General features: G+C 60.1%; 17 protein-coding genes. 12 read left to right on the forward strand and 5 right to left on the reverse strand.

The features are described from left to right. Positions 1 to 18 precede the first annotated feature (18 nt). From L6R21_15790 to speD, 3 genes are all read left to right on the forward strand, one after another. A complete protein-coding gene (locus L6R21_15790) occupies positions 19 to 1,581 on the forward strand; it encodes a hypothetical protein (GenBank protein MCK6560655.1) in 1,563 nt (520 codons plus the stop codon). Between the two features lie 214 nt (positions 1,582 to 1,795). Further along, positions 1,796 to 3,073: a 3-phosphoshikimate 1-carboxyvinyltransferase gene (aroA, locus tag L6R21_15795; GenBank protein ID MCK6560656.1), complete on the forward strand. Its 1,278-nt coding sequence runs from the start codon at positions 1,796 to 1,798 to the stop codon at positions 3,071 to 3,073. Positions 3,074 to 3,196: 123 nt separating this feature from the next. Beyond that, complete coding sequence (gene speD, locus L6R21_15800) at positions 3,197 to 3,595, forward strand: adenosylmethionine decarboxylase (protein MCK6560657.1); 399 nt, start codon at positions 3,197 to 3,199, stop codon at positions 3,593 to 3,595. A gap of 53 nt (positions 3,596 to 3,648) precedes the next feature. Here the strand turns inward: speD and L6R21_15805 are convergent, their stop codons facing one another. Next, entirely contained in the window at positions 3,649 to 4,686 is a 1,038-nt protein-coding gene (locus tag L6R21_15805; GenBank protein MCK6560658.1) for a fatty acid desaturase, read from the reverse strand. A 138-nt stretch (positions 4,687 to 4,824) separates the two neighbouring features. Here L6R21_15805 and L6R21_15810 point away from each other — a divergent pair, with 138 nt between their 5' ends. Next, entirely contained in the window at positions 4,825 to 5,082 is a 258-nt protein-coding gene (locus L6R21_15810) for a hypothetical protein (GenBank protein MCK6560659.1), read from the forward strand. A gap of 43 nt (positions 5,083 to 5,125) precedes the next feature. Here L6R21_15810 and L6R21_15815 read toward each other — a convergent pair whose 3' ends face one another. Next, entirely contained in the window at positions 5,126 to 5,401 is a 276-nt protein-coding gene (locus L6R21_15815) for a hypothetical protein (GenBank protein ID MCK6560660.1), read from the reverse strand. A gap of 185 nt (positions 5,402 to 5,586) precedes the next feature. On the opposite strand from L6R21_15815, the gene L6R21_15820 reads away from it, so the two are divergent. Next, entirely contained in the window at positions 5,587 to 6,795 is a 1,209-nt protein-coding gene (locus L6R21_15820; protein MCK6560661.1) for a carboxypeptidase-like regulatory domain-containing protein, read from the forward strand. Next, positions 6,792 to 9,323, forward strand: coding sequence for a TonB-dependent receptor (locus tag L6R21_15825; GenBank protein MCK6560662.1), 2,532 nt, complete (start codon positions 6,792 to 6,794; stop codon positions 9,321 to 9,323). Before L6R21_15820 ends, L6R21_15825 begins: the two co-directional genes overlap by 4 nt. 142 nt (positions 9,324 to 9,465) lie before the next feature. On the opposite strand, the gene L6R21_15830 is transcribed toward L6R21_15825, so the two are convergent. The 3 genes from L6R21_15830 to L6R21_15840 all read right to left on the reverse strand — a co-directional run bounded on the left by L6R21_15830 (position 9,466) and on the right by L6R21_15840 (position 13,596). Then, positions 9,466 to 9,939, reverse strand: coding sequence for a universal stress protein (locus L6R21_15830; GenBank protein ID MCK6560663.1), 474 nt, complete (start codon positions 9,937 to 9,939; stop codon positions 9,466 to 9,468). Positions 9,940 to 9,968: 29 nt separating this feature from the next. Next, on the reverse strand, positions 9,969 to 12,323 hold the full coding sequence (locus L6R21_15835) for a glucosamine-6-phosphate deaminase (protein ID MCK6560664.1): 2,355 nt from the start codon (positions 12,321 to 12,323) through the stop codon (positions 9,969 to 9,971). 424 nt (positions 12,324 to 12,747) lie between these two features. Beyond that, positions 12,748 to 13,596 carry a hypothetical protein gene (locus L6R21_15840; GenBank protein MCK6560665.1) on the reverse strand — a complete coding sequence of 283 codons (849 nt, stop codon included), beginning with the start codon at positions 13,594 to 13,596 and terminating at the stop codon, positions 12,748 to 12,750. Between the two features lie 254 nt (positions 13,597 to 13,850). Here L6R21_15840 and L6R21_15845 point away from each other — a divergent pair, with 254 nt between their 5' ends. From L6R21_15845 to L6R21_15870, 6 genes are all read left to right on the forward strand, one after another. Beyond that, entirely contained in the window at positions 13,851 to 14,927 is a 1,077-nt protein-coding gene (locus L6R21_15845; protein MCK6560666.1) for a cytochrome c, read from the forward strand. A 624-nt stretch (positions 14,928 to 15,551) separates the two neighbouring features. After that, on the forward strand, positions 15,552 to 16,595 hold the full coding sequence (locus L6R21_15850; GenBank protein ID MCK6560667.1) for an OmpA family protein: 1,044 nt from the start codon (positions 15,552 to 15,554) through the stop codon (positions 16,593 to 16,595). A 371-nt stretch (positions 16,596 to 16,966) separates the two neighbouring features. Beyond that, positions 16,967 to 17,818, forward strand: a complete 852-nt coding sequence (locus tag L6R21_15855) for a DUF3078 domain-containing protein (protein ID MCK6560668.1) — start codon at positions 16,967 to 16,969, stop codon at positions 17,816 to 17,818. Positions 17,819 to 17,931: 113 nt separating this feature from the next. Next, positions 17,932 to 18,336: a large-conductance mechanosensitive channel protein MscL gene (gene mscL, locus L6R21_15860; protein MCK6560669.1), complete on the forward strand. Its 405-nt coding sequence runs from the start codon at positions 17,932 to 17,934 to the stop codon at positions 18,334 to 18,336. A 159-nt stretch (positions 18,337 to 18,495) separates the two neighbouring features. Further along, a complete protein-coding gene (locus L6R21_15865; protein MCK6560670.1) occupies positions 18,496 to 20,904 on the forward strand; it encodes an ATP-binding protein in 2,409 nt (802 codons plus the stop codon). 453 nt (positions 20,905 to 21,357) lie between these two features. Continuing rightward, the gene (locus L6R21_15870) at positions 21,358 to 22,386 is read left to right on the forward strand and encodes an SDR family oxidoreductase (GenBank protein ID MCK6560671.1); all 1,029 of its coding nucleotides are present in this window, start codon (positions 21,358 to 21,360) and stop codon (positions 22,384 to 22,386) included. Positions 22,387 to 22,759: the final 373 nt, after the last annotated feature.

A 22,759-nucleotide genomic window follows, 5' to 3' on the forward strand; every position in this document is an offset into this window, starting at 1 on the left:
ACTGTCTGTGCCGTCTGCATGCTGACGGTTGCCAGCGTTGGTGGCCGCTGTTTGCCCGACTCGGGCACGGCGGATGATTTGGCGCAGGGCCTGGTATTTGACCGCGCCCCCCACGCCATGACGGCACTGGCCAAGCCCGGCCATCTGCAGGCCGTTGTGGATCCACAGTTTCACACCGTGCTGCGGCGCATTTCAGACGTGGAGGCCACGACTTCCGGCGACAATGCCATCATCATGCCCATGTATTTCACCATGCCGGCCTGGAATGCCGACGAATCCCTGTTGATTCTTTGGCAACGCGGCGTGGGGCACAATCTGCATGACGGCCGCACCTACCGATTTTTGCGCACGCTCGATATCCGGCCGCGCGATCTCGAACACGTCGCCTGGCACGCGAGCGATCCGCATTTGCTGTTCTACCCGCAAGCCTTCAAGTTGGGGCCGTTCTATCGCGATTTCATCCGCTACAATGTCGTTTCCGGACAGCGCGACACGCTGCGCAGCTTCACTGACATTGTCAAAACCGGCTATGGTTTCAGCTTTGGCTCAGACCCGGGCTATTCCTGCTGGGATTCCAAGATTTTTGGATTCGCCGATACGGAAAATCGTTTGACCTTCGCCTATGATCTGCAACGCAATCGCGTGGGCGCCATTCGCCACGGCAATTGCAGCAGAGCCGCGGCGCCTGCGCCGAGCGGAAAGCTGTTCTATTTCGAAGGCGAGGTCGTCGATTTCGAGATGCAAACCGTACGCACGCTCGATCTGTTTGATCCCACCGAGCATGCCGCCCTCGGCCGGTTGGCAAATGGGCATGATGCCTATTTCACCGTTGCCTACACTGCGGGCAAGCACAGCGGCGTCGGCTCGCTGGTTGCACATGATCTCACCGACGGCAGCCACCGCGTCATCGTTGGTCCCGCAACCGGTTATCCCTATCCGCCCTCCGGCACGTACATTTCCGCACTGATTTTTCGGCACCCCGGCTGGGTGGTGGTGTCCATCGTCGGATTCGCTGCCGATGGTAGCGAGGTGTTGGACAATGAAATTCTGTTGATCAATACCGCGCCGGGCGGCAAAGTCTGTCGCGTCGCGCATCATCGCTCGCGCGGCCGGCTGGGTCCGATGGGCTATTGGGCTGAGCCGCATGCCGTGCCCAGTCCGAGCGGAACTCGCATTCTGTTTGGCAGCGACTGGGAAGGCGGGAGCTCGGTGGATACCTATGTCGTCGAGCTGCCGTCCTACCGGCCCGATTCCAGCGCGGTGCGTGCCGGCGTGACGACTCCCGCGGTCACCACGCCTGCGCTGCTCATGGCATTGTCGCAAAACTTTCCCAATCCCTTCAATCCCGCCACAACCATCGAGTATTCCCTGTCGCGACCGGCCAATGTTGCAATGACCATCATCGATCCGCTCGGCCGTGCGGTGCGCACTTTGGTAAAAGCGCGGCGGCCCGCCGGGCAGTTTCGCGAGGTCTGGGACGGTTGTGATGAACAGGGCCGGCCGGTTGCCAGTGGGGTCTATATTTGCCGGCTGCAGTGCGAACGTTCAATCAGGCAATGCAAGCTCATTCGCCTGCGCTAGCAGCCGGGAATCTGCACTGCGCAACCGCGGCATTGCCGTCAGGCTGCGCCGCAGACGGAGAACTGAAATAGCGTTTGCGCGCAACCGGCGGGTTGTGTATGTTGCGCGCGTTGCCCAATGATCGATTCACAATTCGCTGCACTCCGGTGCGCGCCTGGAGTCGCAGCCGCACCGCAACCGACGGAACTCGCAAGCGCGCGAGTTTTGCATTCTCATGAATCTGACCATCAATCCCGTCAGCGCCATTTGGGGCCGGCTGAGTGTTCCCGGCGACAAATCCATTTCGCATCGCGCATTGATGCTGGCTGCGGTGGCGGAGGGCGAAAGCCGCATTACCGGTCTCGCGGCCGGCGCAGATGTGCAAAGCACACGGCAATGCTTGCGGCAACTCGGCGTTGCAATTCAAGCTGAAGGCAACAACATTCTCGTTCATGGCAAGGGATTCTTGGGTTTGCGACCGGCGCCGCAAGCGCTCGACGCGGGAAACTCCGGCACCACGATGCGCTTGCTCAGCGGTATTGTGGCAGGATGTCCCTTCACCACCATGATGCACGGCGACGCCTCGCTCAACCGCCGGCCGATGCAGAGAATCATTGCGCCATTGCAGCGCATGGGCGCCCGCCTCGAATCCTTGCCGGAGGGCACCGCGCCGCTCACCATTCATGGCGGAAATCTGAAAGGCATTCGTTATGAAATGCCGATGGCCTCGGCACAGGTGAAGAGCTGCATTTTGTTCGCGGGTTTGCAGGCGGAAGGCGAGACCACAGTAATCGAACCGCTGCCGACGCGCGATCACAGCGAGCGCATGCTGGCCGCCATGGGCGCGGAGTTGCGCGTTACCGCCAATGCCGTGACGATCCGTCCCGGCCGTTTGCGGCCTGCCATGATCACGGTGCCCGGCGATTTTTCCTCGGCGGCGTTTTTGATCGCAGCAGCGGTGCTGCTGCCCGCCAGCGATTTGCTGCTGGCCAATGTCAACGTCAATCCGACGCGCATTGGTTTGCTGCATGTGCTGCAGGAGATGGGCGCGGCCCTCGACCTCGAAGAACTGCCCGGCAGCGGTGGCGAGCCGGTGGCGCATGTGCGCGCCCGCCACGGCACGCTGCAGGCGGCAAACGTGACGCCGCAGCAGATTCCGCAGTTGATCGATGAGATTCCGATTTTGGCCGTGCTGGCAACGCAGGCGGAAGGGCAAACGATCATCACCGGCGCGCAGGAATTGCGCGTGAAGGAGAGCGATCGCCTCGCGGCGCTGGCGGTCAACTTACGGGCGATGGGAGCAATGGTCGAGGAATTGCCGGATGGTTTGATCATCACCGGGCCGGTGCGGTTGCGCGGCGCGGTAATCGATTCTCATGGCGATCACCGCATTGCCATGGCCTTTGCGATTGCCGGATTGATCGCGGCTTCACCGGTCACCATTCGGCAAGCCGAGTGTGCGGATATTTCCTTCCCCGGCTTTTTTGATTTGCTGCGCCGGCATTGCCGGTGAACTGGTTCCGCAGTTCTGTTTGATTCACCCGGATCACCGGCATTCGCGCGCGCGGGAGCAGGCAGGCGTGGTTGGAGTTTCGAATTTCAGCGCCGGCAGCGCATGCCGGCAGGCGGCAGAAGCATGAGTCCCGTGGGCATTCATCTCATCATCGACGGTTGGCAGGTGCCGCCGCATTTGCTCAATGATACCGCCCATGTTCGCCAGGCATTGCAGCGGGCCGTGGCAGCAGGTGGCGCGACTTTACTCGAGCTGACCGTGCATCAGTTTCAGCCGCAGGGACTCACGGCCACCGCGACGCTGGCAGAATCGCATATGACGATTCACACCTGGCCGGAATGGGGTTATTTTGCCGCGGATGTTTTTTTCTGTGGCCGCGGGGATGCGCATGCGGCCGGCCATGCGCTGCTCATGGAATTGCAGGCGAAGGAGTATCGCATACAAGAACTCGCCCGCGGGCCGGGCGAGCTGAAGCAATCGGCACAGCCGGAGGGCAGGTTCAACCCTGGCGCGCGCGTCTGAGCTGGCCGCGCACCGCAATGGCTGGAACGCGGCGCGCTATTGCGCCGGCGGCCTCAGGCATTCAAACGGCGAGCCACCGGCTGCCGCAGAGTTTTGAGATGCCGGTATCCCACCAACTTGCGCTGTTCCTCATCCCACAATTTCAGCGGAATGCATTTCAAGCTTTGCCAGAAGGTTAAGGTTTCGCTTTGATGGAAAACCGGATTCTCCTCGTAGCATTTCTGCAGGTTGTAGTTCGGAATGCGGCTGCTCAGATGATGAATGTGATGATAGCCGATGTTGCCGGTGAACCACTGCAGGACTTTGGGCAGGCGATAAAATGAGCTGCCCTGCAACGCGGCCATGACATATTCCCATTCGTCATTGTGCTCCCAATACGTGTCCTCGAATTGGTGTTGAATGTAGAACAGCCAGGTGCCGGCCGTGGCGGCAAAGACTTCGATGGGCAGGTGAATCATCACCAGCTCGCGAAAGCCGATGGTGAAGCCGAGCAGCAAAACCAGGGCGAGCAGGGCGAGGTTGGTCCAGTAGACACTGCGGCGCTCGCGAATCCACTGCTTGGAAGCCGCGGAGGGAAAGCGGTTCAACACCAGAAAGTAGAACGTCGGGCCGACCACGAACAGAATGAGGGGATTGCGATAGAGGCGATATTTCAGCCGGCCCCATTTCGAGAGCTTCAGGTACTCGCGCACGGTCAGCGTGGTCACGTCGCCAAAGCCGCGGCGGTCGAGGTTGCTGGCGCCGGCATGGTGCATGGCGTGGGACTTGCGCCAGTATTGGTACGGCACCATGGTCAGCACGCCGCAGAGGAAGCCGACGACGTTATTGGCCTTTTGCGATTTGAAAAATGCGCCGTGGCCGCAATCATGTTGGAAAATGAAAATGCGAATCAACAGGCCGGCGGCAATCGGTGACAGCGCCAGCGTCAGCCAGTAGGAAAAGTCCAGGCTCAAATACATGAGGTACCACACCACGAAAAACGGCACGGTGGTGTTGAGCAGTTGCCAAATACTTTTCTTCAAATCGGGTTTCTGGTATTTTGCTACGACTTCGTTCCAGTTGGATTTTACTGCCTCGAGGCTAAAGGTCATGGGGCACTTCCTTGAAAAAATGATGAGACTTTTGCAAAATGTCCGGGCAATGTGAAGAAGTTTACCGTGCGAGTCAAGCGGTTTTCTGGAAATTTTTGGCAGGATTCAAGGTATTCACCAACAAGCGGAGAAAGAGCGATGTGGCTGGCCGACAAGGATGCCAGGAACAAATGGTGCCCGATGGCGCGGGCTGGCTTTCGCCGGCACGAAGCGACTTCACTGACCATCAATCGCAAGATCGGCAGCGGCAAACCCGATCCTGATTGCCTGTGCCTGGCGAGCGACTGCATGATGTGGCGCGCGGTCACCATTCCCAAGGAGCAGGAGACACTGACATTGGGTTATTGCGGCCTGGCCGGCCGGCCGGAGGGTAGACCAGAGGAGGAGAAGAAATGAGTGGCAGGGTTGCGGCCGGGGTGGCGCAATCCCGCCGCGCGCTTTACTGCCGCAGCAGCAGGTAGAGGCCGGCAACGATGAGCAGCAGGGGCAGGCCCACGGACAACAGCGCAAAGGGAATCATGATCAAACCGAGAATGCCGGCGAGCAGCCCTAAAGGAATGGCAATCACTGCGAGCAACACCACTGCCAGCAGGCCGCCGATGATTTGCAGCGGCAGAGTCAGCGTCCAAAAGCCGATTTTGACGACCCAGAGCAGGCCTTTCAAAACCAAGGCGGCGATCAGAATCAGAACACAGAGGGCGACCAGATCAAACATGACAGCCTCCTCGCCAAAGGGACGCCGTTCTTTACGAAGACGGGGAAATGAGGTTGCAGCCGGTGGGGGCGCGCCGGGGTTGAAATTGTGATTGCGTTTTTCGGTGATTCTTCAGATTTTTCGCCGGCTGTAAATCTCTCCTGCTATGTCTGCCTTTGGGTTCAAACCGCAACAGGAAAGAGCATATGGCTTCCCTGACCTTCCCACGCCGCCGCGCGCTCCGGCTTGCGCTTTGGCCGCTCCTCCTGCTCAACGCTGCCGGCTGCTTCAAAACCCAGGACACGGAGATCACCGGCGCGGGCGATCCGCTCTTCACCCTCACCGGGCGCGTCAGTGACATCGATAGCAACCGGCCCTTGCGCGACGCCCTGGTCGAGATCAAAGCCCTGAATCTCAAGTCCCAGGTGGACAGTAACGGCGTCTATTCTTTTTCCGGATTGAAAGTCGGCACGCGCACGTTGCAGGTTTCGGCAGCCAACTACGCCACCGCACAAATCGCAGTCACATTTCAGTATGAGGATCGTGACGTGGTGCAGGACGTCGCCCTGACCAAAGCGCTGGGGATCGCCTGGCGCGGCGACGTGCCGTTTGCGAACCCCTCCGGCATTTGGTGGGAAAACAATCAGCTCTTCATGACCAACTACGATACCAAGGGCGGCTTTATGTATCGCCTGGACGAAAACCTGCGCGTGCTGCAGGTTTCGCCCCACCTCGGCACGCTGTTCCACGACACCTGCTTTTATCGCATCCGCACTTGTTTTTGGAAAGATAGCATATGTTACGAGCGTATCGATCCCATTGACCCGTTTCGGCCGGATTCGATAACGCTCGATTCCGTCTTCGTCGATTGCAGTCAGCGCCTTTATGGGGTGGTGCGCATTGGGGACCATATCTATACCTCAGATGGCATTGGCGCCTTCTGGACACTGGAGTTCCCCCCGCCCGATCCCTTTAAATCGGTGCGCGCGCCGCGGTTTTTCCGCCTCGATCCTCAATCCCTGGAAGTGCTCGACGTGCGCGCAGTGCGCGATACCCTCGACATCGAAGTCCTCAGCCTGATCACCGATCTGGCGTGGGATGGGCAGGTACTGTGGCTGACGAACATGTTCAAAAACTCACTGCCCAAATTCCGATTCGATTCGCTCACCGCCCTGGCCGTTTATCCCAGCCCGGCGTCAAAACCCGTGGGCGCGGCATGGGACGGCAAATACTTGTGGATTTCCGCGGCCAATCGCCTCCTGCAATTGCATCACGATGCCCGCATCCGCAATCGCTACATTTTGCCCGGCGAAGCGCTCGATCAAATCGCCTGGGACGGCACGAACATGTGGGCGATCAACACCAGTTTCAAGCAGATCCTTAAATTGACCATTCCATTGAAGGATCACTTATGATGCTGCGCGCCAACTCTCGCTCAGCCGCCACGCTGATCCTCGTTTGGAGTCTCGCGCTGCTCACCGCCCGGCCGGCCACGGCCGGCGTGACCGGCACTTTGGCCGGCACGGTGACTGATCAAGAAACCGGCGAGCGGCTGCCCGGGGCGAGCATTCTCATGCAAGGCACGCCGCTCGGCGCGGCCGCCGACGTGAAAGGCCAGTACGTCATCACCAATTTGCGGCCGGGCGTTTACACCGTCACCGCGCAGATGATGGGCTACCGCAAACTCACCAAGACCAATGTCATCATCCGCGCCGATGTGCGCACCAATCTCGATTTCAAGCTCGCGCCCACGACGCTCAGCTTCAGCGAAGAGGTGATCGTCACCGCCGAGCGCGAGCTGATTCAGATGGATGTGACCGGCACGCAGCACGCTGTGCAGGGCGAGGCCATTAAAGCGCTGCCGATCGCCACGCCCGAGGAAGTGGTGAATCTGCAACCGGGCGTGGTGGAGGGCCACATCCGCGGCGGCCGCGTGACTGAAGTGCTCTATCTCGTCGACGGCATTCCGGTGCAGGAGGCCATCGCCGGCGGCCGCGGCATCACCGTGCCGAACGTTTCGATCGAGGACATGACGATTCAAACCGGCGGGTTTCATGCCGAATACGGCAATGCCATGTCCGGCGTGGTCAACATCATCACCCGCGAAGGCACGGCGCAGCAGAAATATTACCTGGAAGGCACCACCGACTTGGCCGGCGAGGTGCCAGGCTCGTGGGACCAGACCGGCTTCAACCGCCTGCACAATGCCGAGACGTCACTGGGCGGCCCGCTGTTTTGGGGGCTGCGGTATTATGTCTCCGCGCAATACAACGCCAGCGACACGCGCTGGCGCCGGGCGTTTCGGGCGGCTTTGTCCGGCCCCATCGAAGAAAATCTGCACGCGAATGCCAAGCTCAGCATCCCATTCAATCCCACTCAGAAGCTGGTGGTGCAGGGCTTGCTGTCGCTGTCGGACTGGCGGGCCTACGAGCATCGCTGGGTGCATCACCTGCAGGGACTGCCGCCGCGCGCCAAAGATAGTTTCCGCCTCAACGGCACGTGGACGCACATGCTGAGCGACAAAACCTTCTACACCGCCAAACTGAGCTACTACAACATTCTCAAATCCGTCCTCGGCCGGCCGCAAGCGAAGTACAATCTCAATCTCGTGTTCGATGAAGAGGGCTTGTTCATTCTCAGCGGGGACAAGGCCTGGTGGCAGGACGCGCAGGAGGTGACCAGCAACCTCAAGCTGGATTTCGTCAGCCAGGTGCATCACAGCCATCAGGTGAAAGCGGGCATTGATTTGACCTACTACGATCTCGCCATGAACAACGTCGAGATCGAACCGTTCCCGCCCAACTTCCACCCCGAGTTGCCGCCGGAGTTCCGTTTCAACGTTTACAACACGCGCTACCGCTATTTCCCCAAGATGGCCGCGCTCTACCTGCAGGACAAATTCGACCTGCAGCGCTTTGCGATGAACCTGGGGCTGCGCTACGATTATCTCGATCCCGCCGGCGAACGCCCCGTGATCGAAGACATTCTCAAGCTCAACAGCAATGAGATCCAAGTCTTCACCAAGAAAGTGCCGGTGGCGAGCAAAGCACAGATCAGCCCGCGCTTCGGCATCGCGTTTCCGCTGGGCGTCAATGACAAGCTCCATATCAATTACGGCCATTTCTTCCAGGCGCCGCTGTTCGAATACCTCTACACCAATCTCGAATATGATTTCTCCGGCTACAATCCGCTGGTGGGCAATCCCGATCTCAAACCCGAAAAGACCGTGGCGCTGGAAGTGGGCTATGAAAAGAAGATCGGCCCGGACATGCTGTTCAGCGTCACCGGCTTCAACAAGGACATCACCAACCTCATCGACGCGCAATTCTTCCAGATTCCGATCGAAGACACCGGCATCTATTCCAGCGGTGTCTACACGCGCTTCGTGAACCTGGCGTACGGCACGGCCAACGGACTGGAGTTTCTATTCAAAAAGCAGCAGGGCGAGCGCTGGAGCGGGCAGGTGAGCTATACCCTCATGCAAGCCAAAGGCTCGAGCTATGCGGTGGGCGACAGGGCCAACGTGCTGCAATTCGGCGGCATCGTGGAGGAGGGAGAACACTATTTGAGCTGGGATCAGCGCCACACGATCATCTGCAATCTCGAATACCGCGCGCCTCGCCGCTGGCTGGCCAATTTGGTGTGGCGCATCAACAGTCCCAAACCCTACACGTTGGATGAAGGCCAAGTGAATGCCGCCGGCAAGTTGATTACCCCCAACAATCGCCGGCTGGACTGGACGAACTATCTCGATCTCAAGCTGCGCCGACATTTCAAATTCGGCCCGGGCCGGCTCGGTGTGCAGCTCGAAGCGCGCAATCTGCTCGACAGCCGCAACTTGCTGTGGCGCGATCAACAGGGACGGATCGGCGGCTTGCTGGGTGATCCGACGGCGTATGACGTCGGCCGGCGGGTGAGCCTCGGGGTGATTTGGGAGAATTGAACAATCTTCACTGCCGCGGAAGAAGCGCCGGACTGCTCACGTATTTTCATTTTCGAAGATCAGCCGCGCCCGGGGCTTTCGGTCGAACCGGGGCACGGCCGGGCTGCGGCGCCCCGCCGCCGCACCGCTCTGCCGGTTGCGCTCACGGCATCTTGAATTCATGCTGTTCTGCGCGCACCACCAGCACCGAGCACGGCGCCTTTTGCACGACGCGCTCGGTGGTGCTGCCCAGCAGCATTTCCGCGATCCGGCTCTGGCCGTGGCTCGCCAGAACGATCAAATCAACTTTCAGTTCTCTTGCGGTGCGGACGATTTCGACGAAGGGCTTGCCGTCGCGCACGATGAATTGCGGCCGCAGTTTCTTCAGCGCGGCGGGGCGGATTTGTTTCACCAATTGAGCATGCGCTTCGGCGATCTTTTCCTGGCTCTCCTGCTTCACCTTCTCCACACTCACCCGCGCCATGATCAATTCTTCATCCGAAAGCAGCAAGTCGGGCAATACCGTGAGCACCACCAGTTTGGCCGCGTTGGTTTCAGCCAGCTTCACCGCATAGTTGACGGCCTGCCGCGCGCTGGCGGAGAAGTCGGTGCACACGAGAATCTTTTTCAATTTCATGCTTATTCCTTTTCTGTGAGGGTTGCGCCTCAGCGGTTCTCGGCGGCCTGCTTGAGCTCGCGGCTGCGCTGATAGAATTCCTGCAAATTCATCTCCTTCAAGAACACCAGGCCGCGGGTGGCGCGGATCATCGCGCTCTCATGCTCGTGAAACCACTCCCGGCCCAGGCAAATCTTGATGCGCTGATATTGTTCGGTTTGAATCTTCTGCGCCAATTCGGAAAACGGGCCGTCGTGTTCGTAGCTCGGGAACGAAGCATCCTTCTGCGAAATGAAGGTGTTCATGAACGCGCTTTGCATCACCGAGAACATGTTGAGCGACACCGGCACATAGATGTTGGCCTCGCTGGGATGAAAACGGAACCAGACGTTGCGGTAGCCCCACACCCGCAGGTCGGAGCGGCCGCTGTGTTTCTCGTAGCGCTTGAGCGCTTCGGTGATCGCTTGCAACACTTTGTAATGGGTGTCCGGGCCGCTGGCTTCGGGGTCGAGTGCCACGCTCACCACGTCAGGCTTCACGTCTTCCACCGTGCGGAGCACCGGCACGACGTCGCGCTCGACCGTGGGTTCCTCGGTGAAGATGTCGCCGGTGTAGAATCCCAGCCGCAAATGCCGGACGTTGGCGCAATCCCAGCCGAAGTAACCCCACAGGCATTCCGCTTCCCACTCCCGGCACATGCCCTTCAGGCGCTGAATGTAGTCGGGATCCTTCTTGCCGGGATACTGCTTGTCGAAGTAGTGCGCCAGCTCGGCGATGCGATCTTTGATGTTGTTGAGATCATGCTCGTCGAACAGCTCGATGAGATTGCGCAACAGGCGGCGCGCGGTGCCTTCATCCTTCACGCGGTTGCGGTTGGCGGCCACGCCGTCGAGGTATTGCCAGACATCGCGATTGCGGCCCTCATCATTGTCGGGCGCAAAATAGCCTTCGCGCAACAGTGCGGCAAACTCGGGCATGTCGATGAACTCGCCCAGCCGGTCGAGCTGTTGCCGCATGTATTGATTGGTCACCGCGGTAAAGCCGCTGGTCAGGCAGACGAAGTAGTGGGTGTTGCTGGCATCGCGCATGTGGCGCACGATGGCGGGCAGATAGCCCAGCATCAAATCATCGTGGTGCGGCTCAGTGTGGAGAAAGCGGGTGTGGCTGAGCGCCTTGGCGCCCTTTTCCAGCTTGCTGATCAGGCTGCGTTGCACCAGTGCGGTCAGCTCGTGATGCTCCTGCTGGCGTTTGGCGAGAATGGCGTGCGCGGTGCGGTCACCGAGGAAATCGTTCTCGGTCAAATCGATCACGCGCTTGCGCAGCTTGACCGCGAGATCGACCACTACGTGTTCGACTTCGGCGTCCTCGACGCTGGCCGCGCTCAAGAGCAGGGCGTGCTGGCGCTCCTGCAGCAGCTTGGCCGCGCCCATGGTCAAATAGAATCGGGCATTCGGCAGCGCCTGCAACGCGCTGGCGGGATGGAGGATGTTCTTTTCGCTCTGCACCGCGCTGGCAACGATCTCCGCCTTGGCCTCGCCCGCGGCAATGATGATGGCGGAGCAGTCGGGATTGTGCGTGATCGTGCCCAGGCCGATGGTAATCACCAGGCGCTTGCGCGACACTTCGATGCCGCCCAAATCCGAGGCCGCCGCGGCCTGGGTTTCGTAATTGGTCGGCGTCAGGCGGGTGGTGCTGTAATGATCAGAGCCGCGCACGTTGAAGCCGATGTGGCCGTCCGGCCCGATGCCACCGAGGAAAAAGCCGATGCCGCCCAGGCTGCGGAGGCGGGCTTCATACTCCTGACACCACTGATCAATGCGCTCCAGCACGCGCTTCTGCTGGCGCTCACGCGCGCTCTTGCCCTGCTTATAGCGCAGCTCGAGGTTGACCTCGTTGTCCGGCCACACGCTCGCCAGCGTCTCGTTTTTCTCCAGGCCGATCCTGGAGCAATCGATCAGCATTGCTTTTTTGGGATCAAGCCCGAAGCCTTCTATATAGAATTCGCGCACGTAATGGTAGAAGCTGTTGTGCTGGTGGGGATTGATGGGGTAGAACTCGTCGATTTGCACGAAGTGCAGGCTTGGCATATCCGGCATCATGGCGGGATCAATACCGTTTCGTTCCAACTCCGCCTGGGTATCGCGGTTGTCCCAATGCCCCAGCAGGTGTGTGACCCACTTGATGAAGTGTTCCGGCGTTTTGCCGGTGGGCAGGGATATCACGCCGCCGGGGTTGTGCTGCACCCATTCGAGGAAGCGCATCGCCGCCAGCTTGCCGAGCGCGGGGAAGTTGGCGACGACGATGGTTTTGATCTTCTCGGTGGGAGGATAGAGCGCCTGAAAGGGCGATGCGGTCAGGGCCACGCGCTCGACGCGGGTCAATTCTTCACGAGTGGATTCAGACATGAGCCAATCCTTGCAACCATAGGGGGTCAGAGGCTTGCTTTCTCGGCGAAATGTGTGCGGCGCGAAATTTTGTGCGCGTGAATTCCGGTGGAGAAAGAGCGGCAGCAGGCCAAGCCCGCGCGCTGATGGGGCCAACTCGATTCGCCCGGCGATCATGCTGCCGGACGGTGAGAGCGGCACAAATCTAACAAGCCCCCGGCAAGAATGCAAGGCCGGAAACGGATAGCGCAAAATGACGGATGGCCGCCTGGTTGCCGCCGGCCGGGTCTTGAGGCGATTGGCCTTTCAAACCTGGAGTCACATTCGGCAAGTCTGGTGACAGCTTGATTTGACGGCAGAATGATGCCGGGGATCAGACGGCTGGCGGCCGCTCTTGCGCTGTTCGAACGGCCGCCGCGGGAGCATCAGTAGGAAACAGCGCACCTCAGGCGGACTCGAGCAGGGGCCGGGGCCGGGCGGCCGGCGCTTGGGCGCGGTCATCCGCGTAACCGTGTTCGGCGAGATAGGCGCGCAGGCTCGCGCCGTGCGGCGTTGCCTGCAGGAGATGCTCGAGGTAGGCGGCTTTGGCAGGATCCCGCTGCCACCTCCCAATCGCGCTTTCGTCAAAATCGCGCAGCCGGTGCATATAGGGCAACATGCGCGCGGAGACGTTGCTCGCTTGCAGGTTTTCTTTGAGCCGCCGCCATGAACGCAAATGCGGGCGCAGGCACAGCCCCAGCCTGTGCTGCAGCAGCAACTCCAGGCGATGCGACTGCCGGATCACGTCTTCATATTTGACGGTGAGGAAGTTGGGCGATCCCGCCATCTCCTGCTCCAGGCGGCGGGCCGCGGCCACACTGCTCCGCCACAATCCGGGTGCGACGTAGTATTGCTTGCGATCGAGCGGATGGCGGCTGGTGAGCACATCACGCGGATCGCGAATGAGATTGATGAGGAAGACGTCATAGCGCCGCGCATAGTCCGCCAGCCGGCTGATTTGTGCCGGCCGCCACCAGTTGGCGTGGCGCTTGGTGATGAAGAAACCGAGGTCGTACCGGCCGCTCGCCTGCCGCCACAGCGTATAGCAGAGGCCGAGCCCCGGCGCGCTCCACGGCGCTGTTTCCTTGTCGAAGAGAATGGTATTGCTGAAGGCGATCATGGCATAATGCAACATGGTCGTGCCGGAGCGCGCACAGCCGACGATGTGAATGCGCCGGAGGCCGGCGTGCTTGAGCAGAAAGCTCTTGCCCTCTTCTTTGAGCCGGTTTACCGGCCGCAGATGGAATAATGCCATAGCCTTTTCTTCTCCTAGTTGCGAGTGCGAGGTTGTTGTTTGTGGCGCCAATATAGCGGGAAGAATTTACGGGAGAATGAGGACATCATTAAATGGTGATGAATGGAAGTGTTCGCTTCTCCTGGCATGGCCGGCCTTGACTTTCCCGGAGCGGTTGGGTATCTTGCGCGCCGACCTGCGCGCGGCGGGGAGGACTCCGGCGCGGCGATGGAGGACTTTCGCGGTGCTCACGCAACAGCAAGCAACGGAGAACGATGATGGACACTCTTGGCAACGCGATTCTCGGGATGGTCTTTCTGGCGCTCTCGCTCGCCGGCACGTTCTTGATGTACAAACTGTGGGGCTATCCCTTCGATGAACAGCAGCAGAAGAGCACGGCGCCGCGGCCGCTGGTGCTGCTGCACCGCGCCATCGGCTATCTCTATCTCGCGATCTATCTCTATCTGATGTCGCAGATGGTGCCGCGCCTCTGGCAGTATCAAGTTGAACTGCCGGCGCGCACCGTTGCCCATTTGATGCTGGGCATGGCCATCGGCGTGCTTCTGCTCGCCAAGGTCATGATCGTGCGCTTCTTCAAATACCTCGAAGCGCAAATGGCGCCGCTGCTCGGCACCGGTTTGTTGGTGTGCACCGCGCTGCTCATCGGACTTTCGGTGCCCTTCGCTTGGCGCGAGCACTACTTGAGCCAGCGCGCTGCCGGCGGTCCGGCCTTCGAACGGGAAAATCTCGCGCGCGTTGCCGCGCTGTTGCCGCAGGCCGGTTTCCCTGCCGAGGTTCCCGTTGCCGCGCTGGCCACCCCAGCGGCGCTGCGCCAGGGCCGCGCGGTTCTTTTGAAGAAATGCGTGCAGTGTCATGATCTCCGCACCGTGCTGCTGCGGCCGAAGACGCCCGGCCAGTGGCGCGAGACGGTCGCGCGCATGGCCGAACGCGCGGTGCTGGCCGAGCCGCTCAACGAATTCGAGCAGCGCTTTGCTACGGCCTATCTCATCGCCATTACGCCGGAGCTGCAGAAATCCGCCATGACCATTCGCCAGCAGGAAATCAAGCGCGAGGAAGCGCGGGCGGCGATCGCCGCGGTTTCAGCAACGCTGCCCCAGGAGCTTCCCGCCGCGCAAGCTGCGGCGGAGGCCGATCTCTCGGCGGCTCGAACCCTGTTCGAGCAAACTTGCTCGCAATGCCACAGCCTGGGCAATATCGAAAAAAGCCCGCCCGCCAGCGCCGCTGACGCCACCGCGCTGCTCGACCGTATGATCGACAACGGCCTGGACGTCACCGACGAGGAATTCGAGCAGCTCGTGTTCTACCTCACGCGCACCTACGGCAAGAACTGAGGCGGCAGAAGCTGAGCGCGGCTGGGTGTGCGGGAAAAAGGATTTGTTATTGAAGCAAAAGTTTGTTATGCTTTGCCGCGCTGCCGGTGTCTGGCTTGGGCGCGGCCGACTTCGCGGCCTGTGATCTGCAGGCCGTCTTTCGGGTCAATTACAGAGGCAAAACCTTCTTCGGGTAGGTAGAGTGATGCGTACTGCACAATTCCATTTTGGCGCGAACAAATTCTTGGTTCGTCTCAGACGCGGCAAGTTGCACCCCGCGTGGCCAATTTTGAGTCAATTATGCACCTGAACGGCGGGCTGACTTCAGTCCAGCCCGGGCATCAAACCTCTCATTCCCACCGCCACGTCCTTCAGTTTCTGAAGCCAGATATCTTTTTTCATTTTCGCAGGCTAATCGCAGAGAATCATTTTACTTGCGTCGCGGAGTCTGCCGCGCTTTTGCCAGCAACTTGGCGACTGCGATTCCACGCCCTCTCCCTGCAGCGCAACCTCTGCAGGCAGCCCGGCACAAGCCTTGCGATACCGACACCGCGAATTCTCAATCGACCAAATCACCACACGCCTCGCACCGCATCTCAAGGAAACGAATCTATGGCTGCCCTCACCTGAACAACGGAGCCAGTCATGCCAACGAAATTCACCCTCCTGGTGCGCGCCGCCGGTCTGGAGCTGCTCCTGCCAATACTTTTTTTCCTCGCGCCGTTCTCCTCTTTTGATTTCACGCTTGCCGCGATGCAAAACATGAGTCTCAACTCCAAGGGCCTTGAGCCGGCGAAAGTCAAGCCACGAGTCGACAAGGATGGCGACGGCCTCTCGGATCATGAAGAAAAAATGCTGGGCACCAACCCCCGATCACCGGACAGCGACAAAGACGGTCTGATCGACAGTGATGAGATCAACCGCCATCACACCAATCCCACCCAGGCGGACTCAGACGGCGACGGCCTGTCGGATTTCGAAGAAGTGGAAAAGTATCATACCGATCCCAACCAGCGCGACAGCGACCGTGATGGCCTGGAGGATCGCGTTGAATTGCTGGAGACGCGCACCGATCCGCTGCGGCCCGACAGCGATCGCGACGGCCTGCTGGACGGTGAGGAGGTGCTGCAATACCGCACCGATCCCCGGCGGCGCGACAGCGACGGTGACGGCCTCAGTGACGGCGAAGAAGTGCGCAGCCTGCTCTCCAACGCGCTCACCTCGGACAGCGATGGGGACGGCGTGGCCGATGAGCTGGATCAGTGCCCGAATGAACTGGAAACCGCCAACGGCTACGAAGACAACGATGGCTGCCCGGATGAGCAGCCGGCCTTTTGGGTGGAGATTGGGCAATCCTTCCTGCTGAGCCAAGTCACATTTGCCGAGGGCCAGACGCAGCCGGCGCCGCAGTCGAGGGAGCAGCTCGACGGCGTTTGCCGCACGTTGCGTGAGTTTCCGGAACTGGCGTTCGAGATTCGCGGCTATGCCGACAACACCGGCGAGGCCGCGCAGAATTTGCAGATTTCACTGGCACGGGCGCAAGCGGTGTACGATTATCTCGCTGCCGCTGGCATTAGTCGCGAGCGCATGCGTTGCGCCGGCTTTGGCGAAGCGAATGCCATTGCCTCCAACAGCAGCACCGAGGGCCGCGCCAAAAACCGTCGCATTGAACTGTATCGCCTGCATTGACCCGGCGGCGCACGCCCGGCGCGCCGGCGCTGCCCTCCTCCCAACCAACTCGCGATTGCCACGGCAATCGCGCCCGCCGTTTTTTTTCTGCTTTCCCCTTTTGAGTGCTGCTGCATATGGATTTTTTCGCAAGCCGCGGCCGGCGTATCGCCTCAGGCCCGGGGCCGACCTGGCACCGGCGTCCCGCGGGCAGCCGGCATGAGGTCAGCCCTCTCGCCTTTCACTCAGGCGAGAGCGCTGCCGGATTGCCGACTTGACTTTTGCGGCGAGACTTGTACATTGCATGCCGACAATTGGCGCAAAAACCCGCGCAGCAACACGGCGCCGGGCCGAACCATCATCAAGTTGACTTTCATGTGAGGAGAGGCAAGATGCGAAAACTCGTGGCACATGCCCTTACTCTGGCTGCCCTCTTGGCGGCCGGGACGGCGGTGGCGCAAGAAGCGCCCAAGCCGGAGCCGATGGGCTGGAAGAAGAATCTCATTGGCGCGTTGACCCTGACCCAAAATTCCTACAGCAACTGGACGCAAGGCGGCGAAAACGCGGTGGCCTGGAAGGGTGTCATTGAAACGCTCTGGGAAAACAATCAAACCACAATCAATTGGAAGAACACCGGCAAACTTGCTTACGGCCAGGTCAAACAGGGCGATCAGGAAGTGCGCAAAAGTGACGACGAGTTGCGGGTGGAATCGGTGCTGACCTACAAAGTCGGCAAGTATCTCAATCCCTATGTTGCCTTCAACGGACTGACGCAGATTGCCAATGGCTATGACTACGGGAAAACGCCGCGTTTGCTGGTGTCCGACACTTTTGATCCCACCTTCCTGCGGCAGAGCCTGGGCATGGGCTACAAGCCGGTCAACAATTTCGTCACGCGTCTGGGCCTTTCGGTGAAGGAGACCATTGTCGGCACGGAAGAATTCCGGCCGCTGTACGGCAACGCACTCGATGAGAACGTGCGGGTCGAAACCGGTATCGAGTCGGTGACGGATTTCTCGCAGAAGCTCGAGGAGAATGTTCTATTCACCACCAAGCTGGAAATGTTCAGCGCGTTTGAGCATCTCGAGGAGGTGGATGTCAACTGGGACAACACCCTCACGGCCAAGCTCGGCAAGCTCTTCACGGTCAATATGAACGTGCGCGTGTTGTATGATGAAAACCTCTCGAAGAAGCGCCAGCTCAAACAAGTGCTGGGCTTCGGCGTGTCCTATACCTTCTTCTAAAGCGGTGCGGCCTGGTCTCGGGCGGCCGGCGCGGCATGAATGAACGGCCGGACGCAAGGGACTTCCCGGCCACGCCCATGCGGTTGCAATCACTCTCTGTGAGGAGGAGCAAAATGTTGAAAGAGTTCAGGGAATTCGCGATGCGCGGCAATGTCGTGGACATGGCCGTGGGCATCATCATCGGCGCGGCCTTCGGCGGCATCATCAGTTCGTTGGTGAATGACGTGATCATGCCGCCCGTGGGTCTGCTCACCGGCGGCATCGATTTCAGCAACCTGGCGGTCAATCTCCAGAACGAGCCGGCGGTTGCGATCAAGTACGGCGTCTTCATCAATGCCGTGATCAATTTTGTCATCATTGCCTTTGCCATGTTCATGATCGTGCGGGCCATGAATCGCCTGAAGAAGAAGGAAGAAGCTGCGCCCGCCGCACCCACGACCAAAGAATGCCCGGAATGTATGATGACGATTCCGCTCAAGGCCAAGCGCTGCGGCCATTGCACCGCCGTGGTAGCGTAAGACCGTGCCCTGACCACTGGACACTGATCAGTAACCAGTGTCCAGTGACCAGTATCCAGTATCCAGTATCCAGTATCCAGCATCCAGCATCCAGTATCCAGCATCAAGCATCAAGCATCAAGCATCAAGCATCCAGTATCAAGCATCCAGTATCAAGCCATGACAGATTTCGAAAAGCTCGGTGTGTTTTATTTGGGGCGTGCGTATGATCTGGCCGCCAAACAGGCAAAAGAGAATCTCATTCTGTATGACTCCAAAGACCTGGTGACGCACGCGATGTGCGTCGGCATGACCGGCAGCGGCAAGACCGGTTTGTGCATTGGGCTGTTGGAAGAGGCCGCGATCGACGGCATTCCCGCTTTGATCGTCGATCCCAAGGGAGATCTCGGCAACCTGCTGCTCACTTTTCCGGAATTGCGGCCGGAAGACTTCCGGCCGTGGATCAATGAAGACGATGCGCGCAAGAAAAGTCTGACGCCGGAGGCTTTTGCCGCCAAGCAGGCCGAGCTGTGGAAAAACGGACTGGCTTCCTGGGGCCAGGAGGCCGGCCGCATTCGCCGGCTGCATGAGGCCGCAGAGTTCGTCATCTACACGCCCGGCAGCTCGGCCGGTTTGCCCGTTTCCATTCTGCAGTCGTTTGCGGCGCCCAGCGCGGCCGTGCGCCAGGATAGCGACGCCTTGCGCGAACGCATCGCGACCACCGCGACCAGTCTGTTGGGTCTGCTCGGTATCGACGCGGATCCCATCAAGAGCCGCGAGCACATTTTGATTTCCACCATTCTCAATCACTACTGGCAGCAGGGCGTGCATCTCGAACTCGCCACGTTGATTCATGCGATTCAAACGCCGCCGGTGGGCAAAATCGGCGTATTCGATCTCGATTCGTTCTATCCCGCCAAAGAGCGGCTGGAACTGGCCATGGCGCTCAACAATCTGCTGGCTTCGCCGAGCTTTCAGTCGTGGCTGGAGGGCGAGGCACTCGATATTCAGAGCCTGCTTTATTCGCCGAGCGGCAAGCCGCGGCATGCAATTTTTTCGATCGCGCATCTCTCCGATGCCGAGCGCATGTTCTTCGTGTCGCTGTTGCTCAATCAGACGCTGGGCTGGATGCGGGCGCAGTCCGGCACCACCAGCTTGCGCGCGCTTTTCTACATGGATGAAATCTTCGGCTATCTGCCACCGGTGGCGAATCCGCCTTCGAAAGCGCCGCTGCTCACGTTGCTCAAGCAAGCGCGCGCCTTCGGTTTGGGCGTGGTGCTGGCGACGCAGAATCCGGTCGATCTCGATTACAAAGGCCTGTCCAACATCGGCACGTGGTTTTTGGGAAGACTGCAGACCGAACGCGACAAGGCGCGCGTGCTCGAAGGCCTGGAGGGCGCAGGCAGCGGCGGTGCGTTCGACCGCAATCTGATGGAACAAACGCTGGCCGGCCTGGGCAACCGGGTTTTTCTGATGCACAACGTGCACGAAGACCAGCCGGAAGTGTTCGAGACGCGCTGGGTGATGTCGTATCTCGCCGGCCCGTTGACGCGAAATCAGATCAAGACCCTGATGGATGAACGCCGCCGGCCGGCCGCCGCCGCGCCGGCCGTGCGCGTGACCGCGGCCGCGCCGGCGACCAGCGCGAGCCGGCCGATTGTGCCCAACACCATTCCGCAAGTGTTTCTGCCGGTGCGCCGCGAGGCCCCGGCGAATAGCCGGCTGTTGTATCAACCGTTTCTGTTCGGATTGGCGCAGGTGCAGTTCAGCGACGCGAAAAAGGGTGTGGACGTGATGCAAACGCTCAGCCGCCTGATGCCGATTACCGATGAAGTGCTGGCGGTGAAATGGCAGGAGGCGGTTGACGCGAAAGTCACGGAAACGGAGCTGCGCAGCGAGGCCGAGGCCGGAGCGGGATTTGCCGAGCTGCCGGCCGGCGCGGCGCAAGCGGCGAATTACGGCAAATGGCAAAAGGAATTTGTGGCGGAGTTGCAGCGCAGTTGCGCACTGGAGCTGTGGAAGAGTGCACGCTACAAGGAGATTTCCAAGCCGGGCGAAAGTGAGCGTGACTTTCGCGTGCGCTTGAGCCAGCTCACGCGGCAGGATCGCGACGCGGAGATGGAACAATTGCGGCGCAAATATGCTCCCAAGATCGCGGCGCTCGAAGAGAAAATCCGGCGCGCGGAAGAGCGCGTGGCGCGCGAGCAAGCGCAGGCGCGCAGTCAGCAGATCAATACCGTGCTGGACGTGGGTGCGACCATTCTGGGCGCGTTCATGGGCCGCAAAACCCTCAGCCGCACCAACGTCAACCGGGCCGGCGCCGCGATGCGCAGTGTCAGCCGCGCCAGCCGGGAATCGCAAGACGTGCAAAGCGCGCAAGAGACACTCGCAATGCTGCAGCAGCAGGTGGCTGATTTGAACGCGGAGTTCGACGCCGAAGTGGCGGCGCTGGGAGCAGGCGCGGCGCAAACCGAAGCGCTGGAAACCCTCGCCGTGCGCCCAAAGAAAACCGGCATTGCGGTGCGGCTGCTGGCGTTGGGGTGGGCGCCCCAGTGGCTGCGCGAGGATGGAACAGTCATGCCGGCATGAGACACATTTCGAGGGCAATCCCAGCCGCCCCGCCTCTGCGCCGGGGCGGCTGGAATTGCGGTTCTCCCGCCTAAGTTGCCGTTTTGACGGTCCTGCCATTCATGATCCCCATGTGATTTGCCCACGGTTGCGGATTGCCTGCCCTGGTATACAATTTGTCATTCGGCACTGAGGGCGCGGCCACGAAAGTGCCGGCAAAACTGCCGGCAGCAACGCGTCCCGTGCGTCAGGCAGGAGAACTCTTCCTCGCTGGGCAGTTCCCGGCTCGGGAAGCAAACGGGCGTGTGTGATGGTTTGGCTGACCAGCGCATGAAGTTCCAGCCTGGCAGCCGCAGGGAATCTTTCTGCGGCTTCTTCAGACCGGCTGCCATGACGGTATTAGGGTAAATCACATCCAACATCGAGGCTGTGCATCCTGTTTCAATGAATGATTGAGTTGTGGAGACCGAAATTATGCCGAGAACACTTGTCACAGGCGGGGCGGGCTTTTTGGGATCGCACTTGTGCGAATACCTCCTGAACGCGGGGCATGAAGTCATCGCGATGGACAATCTCCTCACCGGCACGACCGAGAACATCGAACATTTGCGCGGCGAGCGATTCAAATTCATCAAGCATGACGTCACCGAGTACATTTACCTCGCTGGTGGTTTGGACTATATCCTCCATTTTGCTTCACCTGCCAGTCCGATGGACTATCTGCAGTTGCCGATTCAAACCATGAAGGTCGGCGCGCTGGGCACGCACAAGGCCCTGGGCCTGGCCAAAGACACGGGCGCCACCTTCCTGCTCGCCTCCACTTCGGAGGTGTATGGCGACCCGCTGGTGCATCCGCAAAAAGAAGACTACTGGGGCCACGTCAATCCCGTCGGGCCGCGCGGCGTCTACGATGAAGCCAAACGCTTTGCCGAAGCCCTGACCATGGCCTACCATCGCACGCACGGCGTGGACACCAAGATCGTGCGCATCTTCAACACCTACGGCCCGCGCATGCGCCCCAACGACGGCCGCGCCATTCCCGCCTTCATTCCGCAAGCGCTGCGCAACGAGCCGTTGACGGTGTTCGGCGACGGCTCGCAAACCCGCAGCTTCTGCTATGTCGATGATCTCATCGAGGGCATCTATCGCTTGTTGATCTCGGATTATCATGAGCCGGTGAATATCGGCAATCCCCATGAGATGACGATTCGGGAGCTGGCCGAGACGATCGTGCGGGTGACCGGCAGTGCCAGCACCATTGTGGAGCGGCCGCTGCCGGTGGATGACCCCAAAGTGCGGCAGCCTGACATTTCTCTTGCCCGCCGTATCTTGGGCTGGGAACCCAAGGCCAGTCTGGCGGACGGCCTGGAAAAGACCGTGGCCTGGTTCAAGCAGCAACCCGGAATGAAACGCGAGCACGCCGGCAAGAACGGCAGGAGTGAGCACCACGAGGCCGTGCGCCGGGCGGAGCGCACCCCGCTGGTTTTGGAAACGGAAACCTAGCGCTGCAATCGCGGACTTGTGAGAAAATGCTCCCGCAACAGCTTGGCCGTTGCATCCAAATTCCCAGAAATTCCACGACATTCGAAGTTTCAGCAACCTCGGCTCAGCCGGGGTTGCAGCATTTCAAAACGCACGAGATTCAGAGCCGCATCGCCTCAGCGGGCAGCGCACGCGGCAACGCGCCGGCCACTTCCGGTCACGGCACCACCGGGTTTCGCGACGCGGGAGATTGCTGACCGCCGTACAGCGCTGCGGCCGGCTCTGCGCCTGCGGCAGACGGCCGTGGCAGGTGTTCCAGCCCCGTTGCCTCAAAATTAAATGTTACCCAAATTTGTGAGAACTGGGGTGATTTTGATTTATTGTTCTTTTGCTG

The sequence above is a fragment of the bacterium genome, assembly GCA_023150945.1.
GTDB lineage: Bacteria > Zhuqueibacterota > Zhuqueibacteria > Zhuqueibacterales > Zhuqueibacteraceae > Coneutiohabitans.

Bases quoted from the DNA above. Each gene is read 5' to 3' on its own strand.
- L6R21_15830 (MCK6560663.1), bottom strand. From the start codon at position 9,939: ATGAAATTGAAAAAGATTCTCGTGTGCACCGACTTCTCCGCCAGCGCG.
- L6R21_15790 (MCK6560655.1), top strand. From the start codon at position 19: ATGCTGACGGTTGCCAGCGTTGGTGGCCGCTGTTTGCCCGACTCGGGC.
- L6R21_15810 (MCK6560659.1), top strand. From the start codon at position 4,825: ATGTGGCTGGCCGACAAGGATGCCAGGAACAAATGGTGCCCGATGGCG.
- L6R21_15840 (MCK6560665.1), bottom strand. From the start codon at position 13,596: ATGGCATTATTCCATCTGCGGCCGGTAAACCGGCTCAAAGAAGAGGGC.
- L6R21_15845 (MCK6560666.1), top strand. From the start codon at position 13,851: ATGATGGACACTCTTGGCAACGCGATTCTCGGGATGGTCTTTCTGGCG.
- L6R21_15820 (MCK6560661.1), top strand. From the start codon at position 5,587: ATGGCTTCCCTGACCTTCCCACGCCGCCGCGCGCTCCGGCTTGCGCTT.
- L6R21_15825 (MCK6560662.1), top strand. From the start codon at position 6,792: ATGATGCTGCGCGCCAACTCTCGCTCAGCCGCCACGCTGATCCTCGTT.
- L6R21_15850 (MCK6560667.1), top strand. From the start codon at position 15,552: ATGCCAACGAAATTCACCCTCCTGGTGCGCGCCGCCGGTCTGGAGCTG.
- L6R21_15855 (MCK6560668.1), top strand. From the start codon at position 16,967: ATGCGAAAACTCGTGGCACATGCCCTTACTCTGGCTGCCCTCTTGGCG.
- L6R21_15805 (MCK6560658.1), bottom strand. From the start codon at position 4,686: ATGACCTTTAGCCTCGAGGCAGTAAAATCCAACTGGAACGAAGTCGTA.
- L6R21_15870 (MCK6560671.1), top strand. From the start codon at position 21,358: ATGCCGAGAACACTTGTCACAGGCGGGGCGGGCTTTTTGGGATCGCAC.
- L6R21_15865 (MCK6560670.1), top strand. From the start codon at position 18,496: ATGACAGATTTCGAAAAGCTCGGTGTGTTTTATTTGGGGCGTGCGTAT.
- L6R21_15815 (MCK6560660.1), bottom strand. From the start codon at position 5,401: ATGTTTGATCTGGTCGCCCTCTGTGTTCTGATTCTGATCGCCGCCTTG.
- L6R21_15835 (MCK6560664.1), bottom strand. From the start codon at position 12,323: ATGTCTGAATCCACTCGTGAAGAATTGACCCGCGTCGAGCGCGTGGCC.
- mscL (MCK6560669.1), top strand. From the start codon at position 17,932: ATGTTGAAAGAGTTCAGGGAATTCGCGATGCGCGGCAATGTCGTGGAC.
- aroA (MCK6560656.1), top strand. From the start codon at position 1,796: ATGAATCTGACCATCAATCCCGTCAGCGCCATTTGGGGCCGGCTGAGT.
- speD (MCK6560657.1), top strand. From the start codon at position 3,197: ATGAGTCCCGTGGGCATTCATCTCATCATCGACGGTTGGCAGGTGCCG.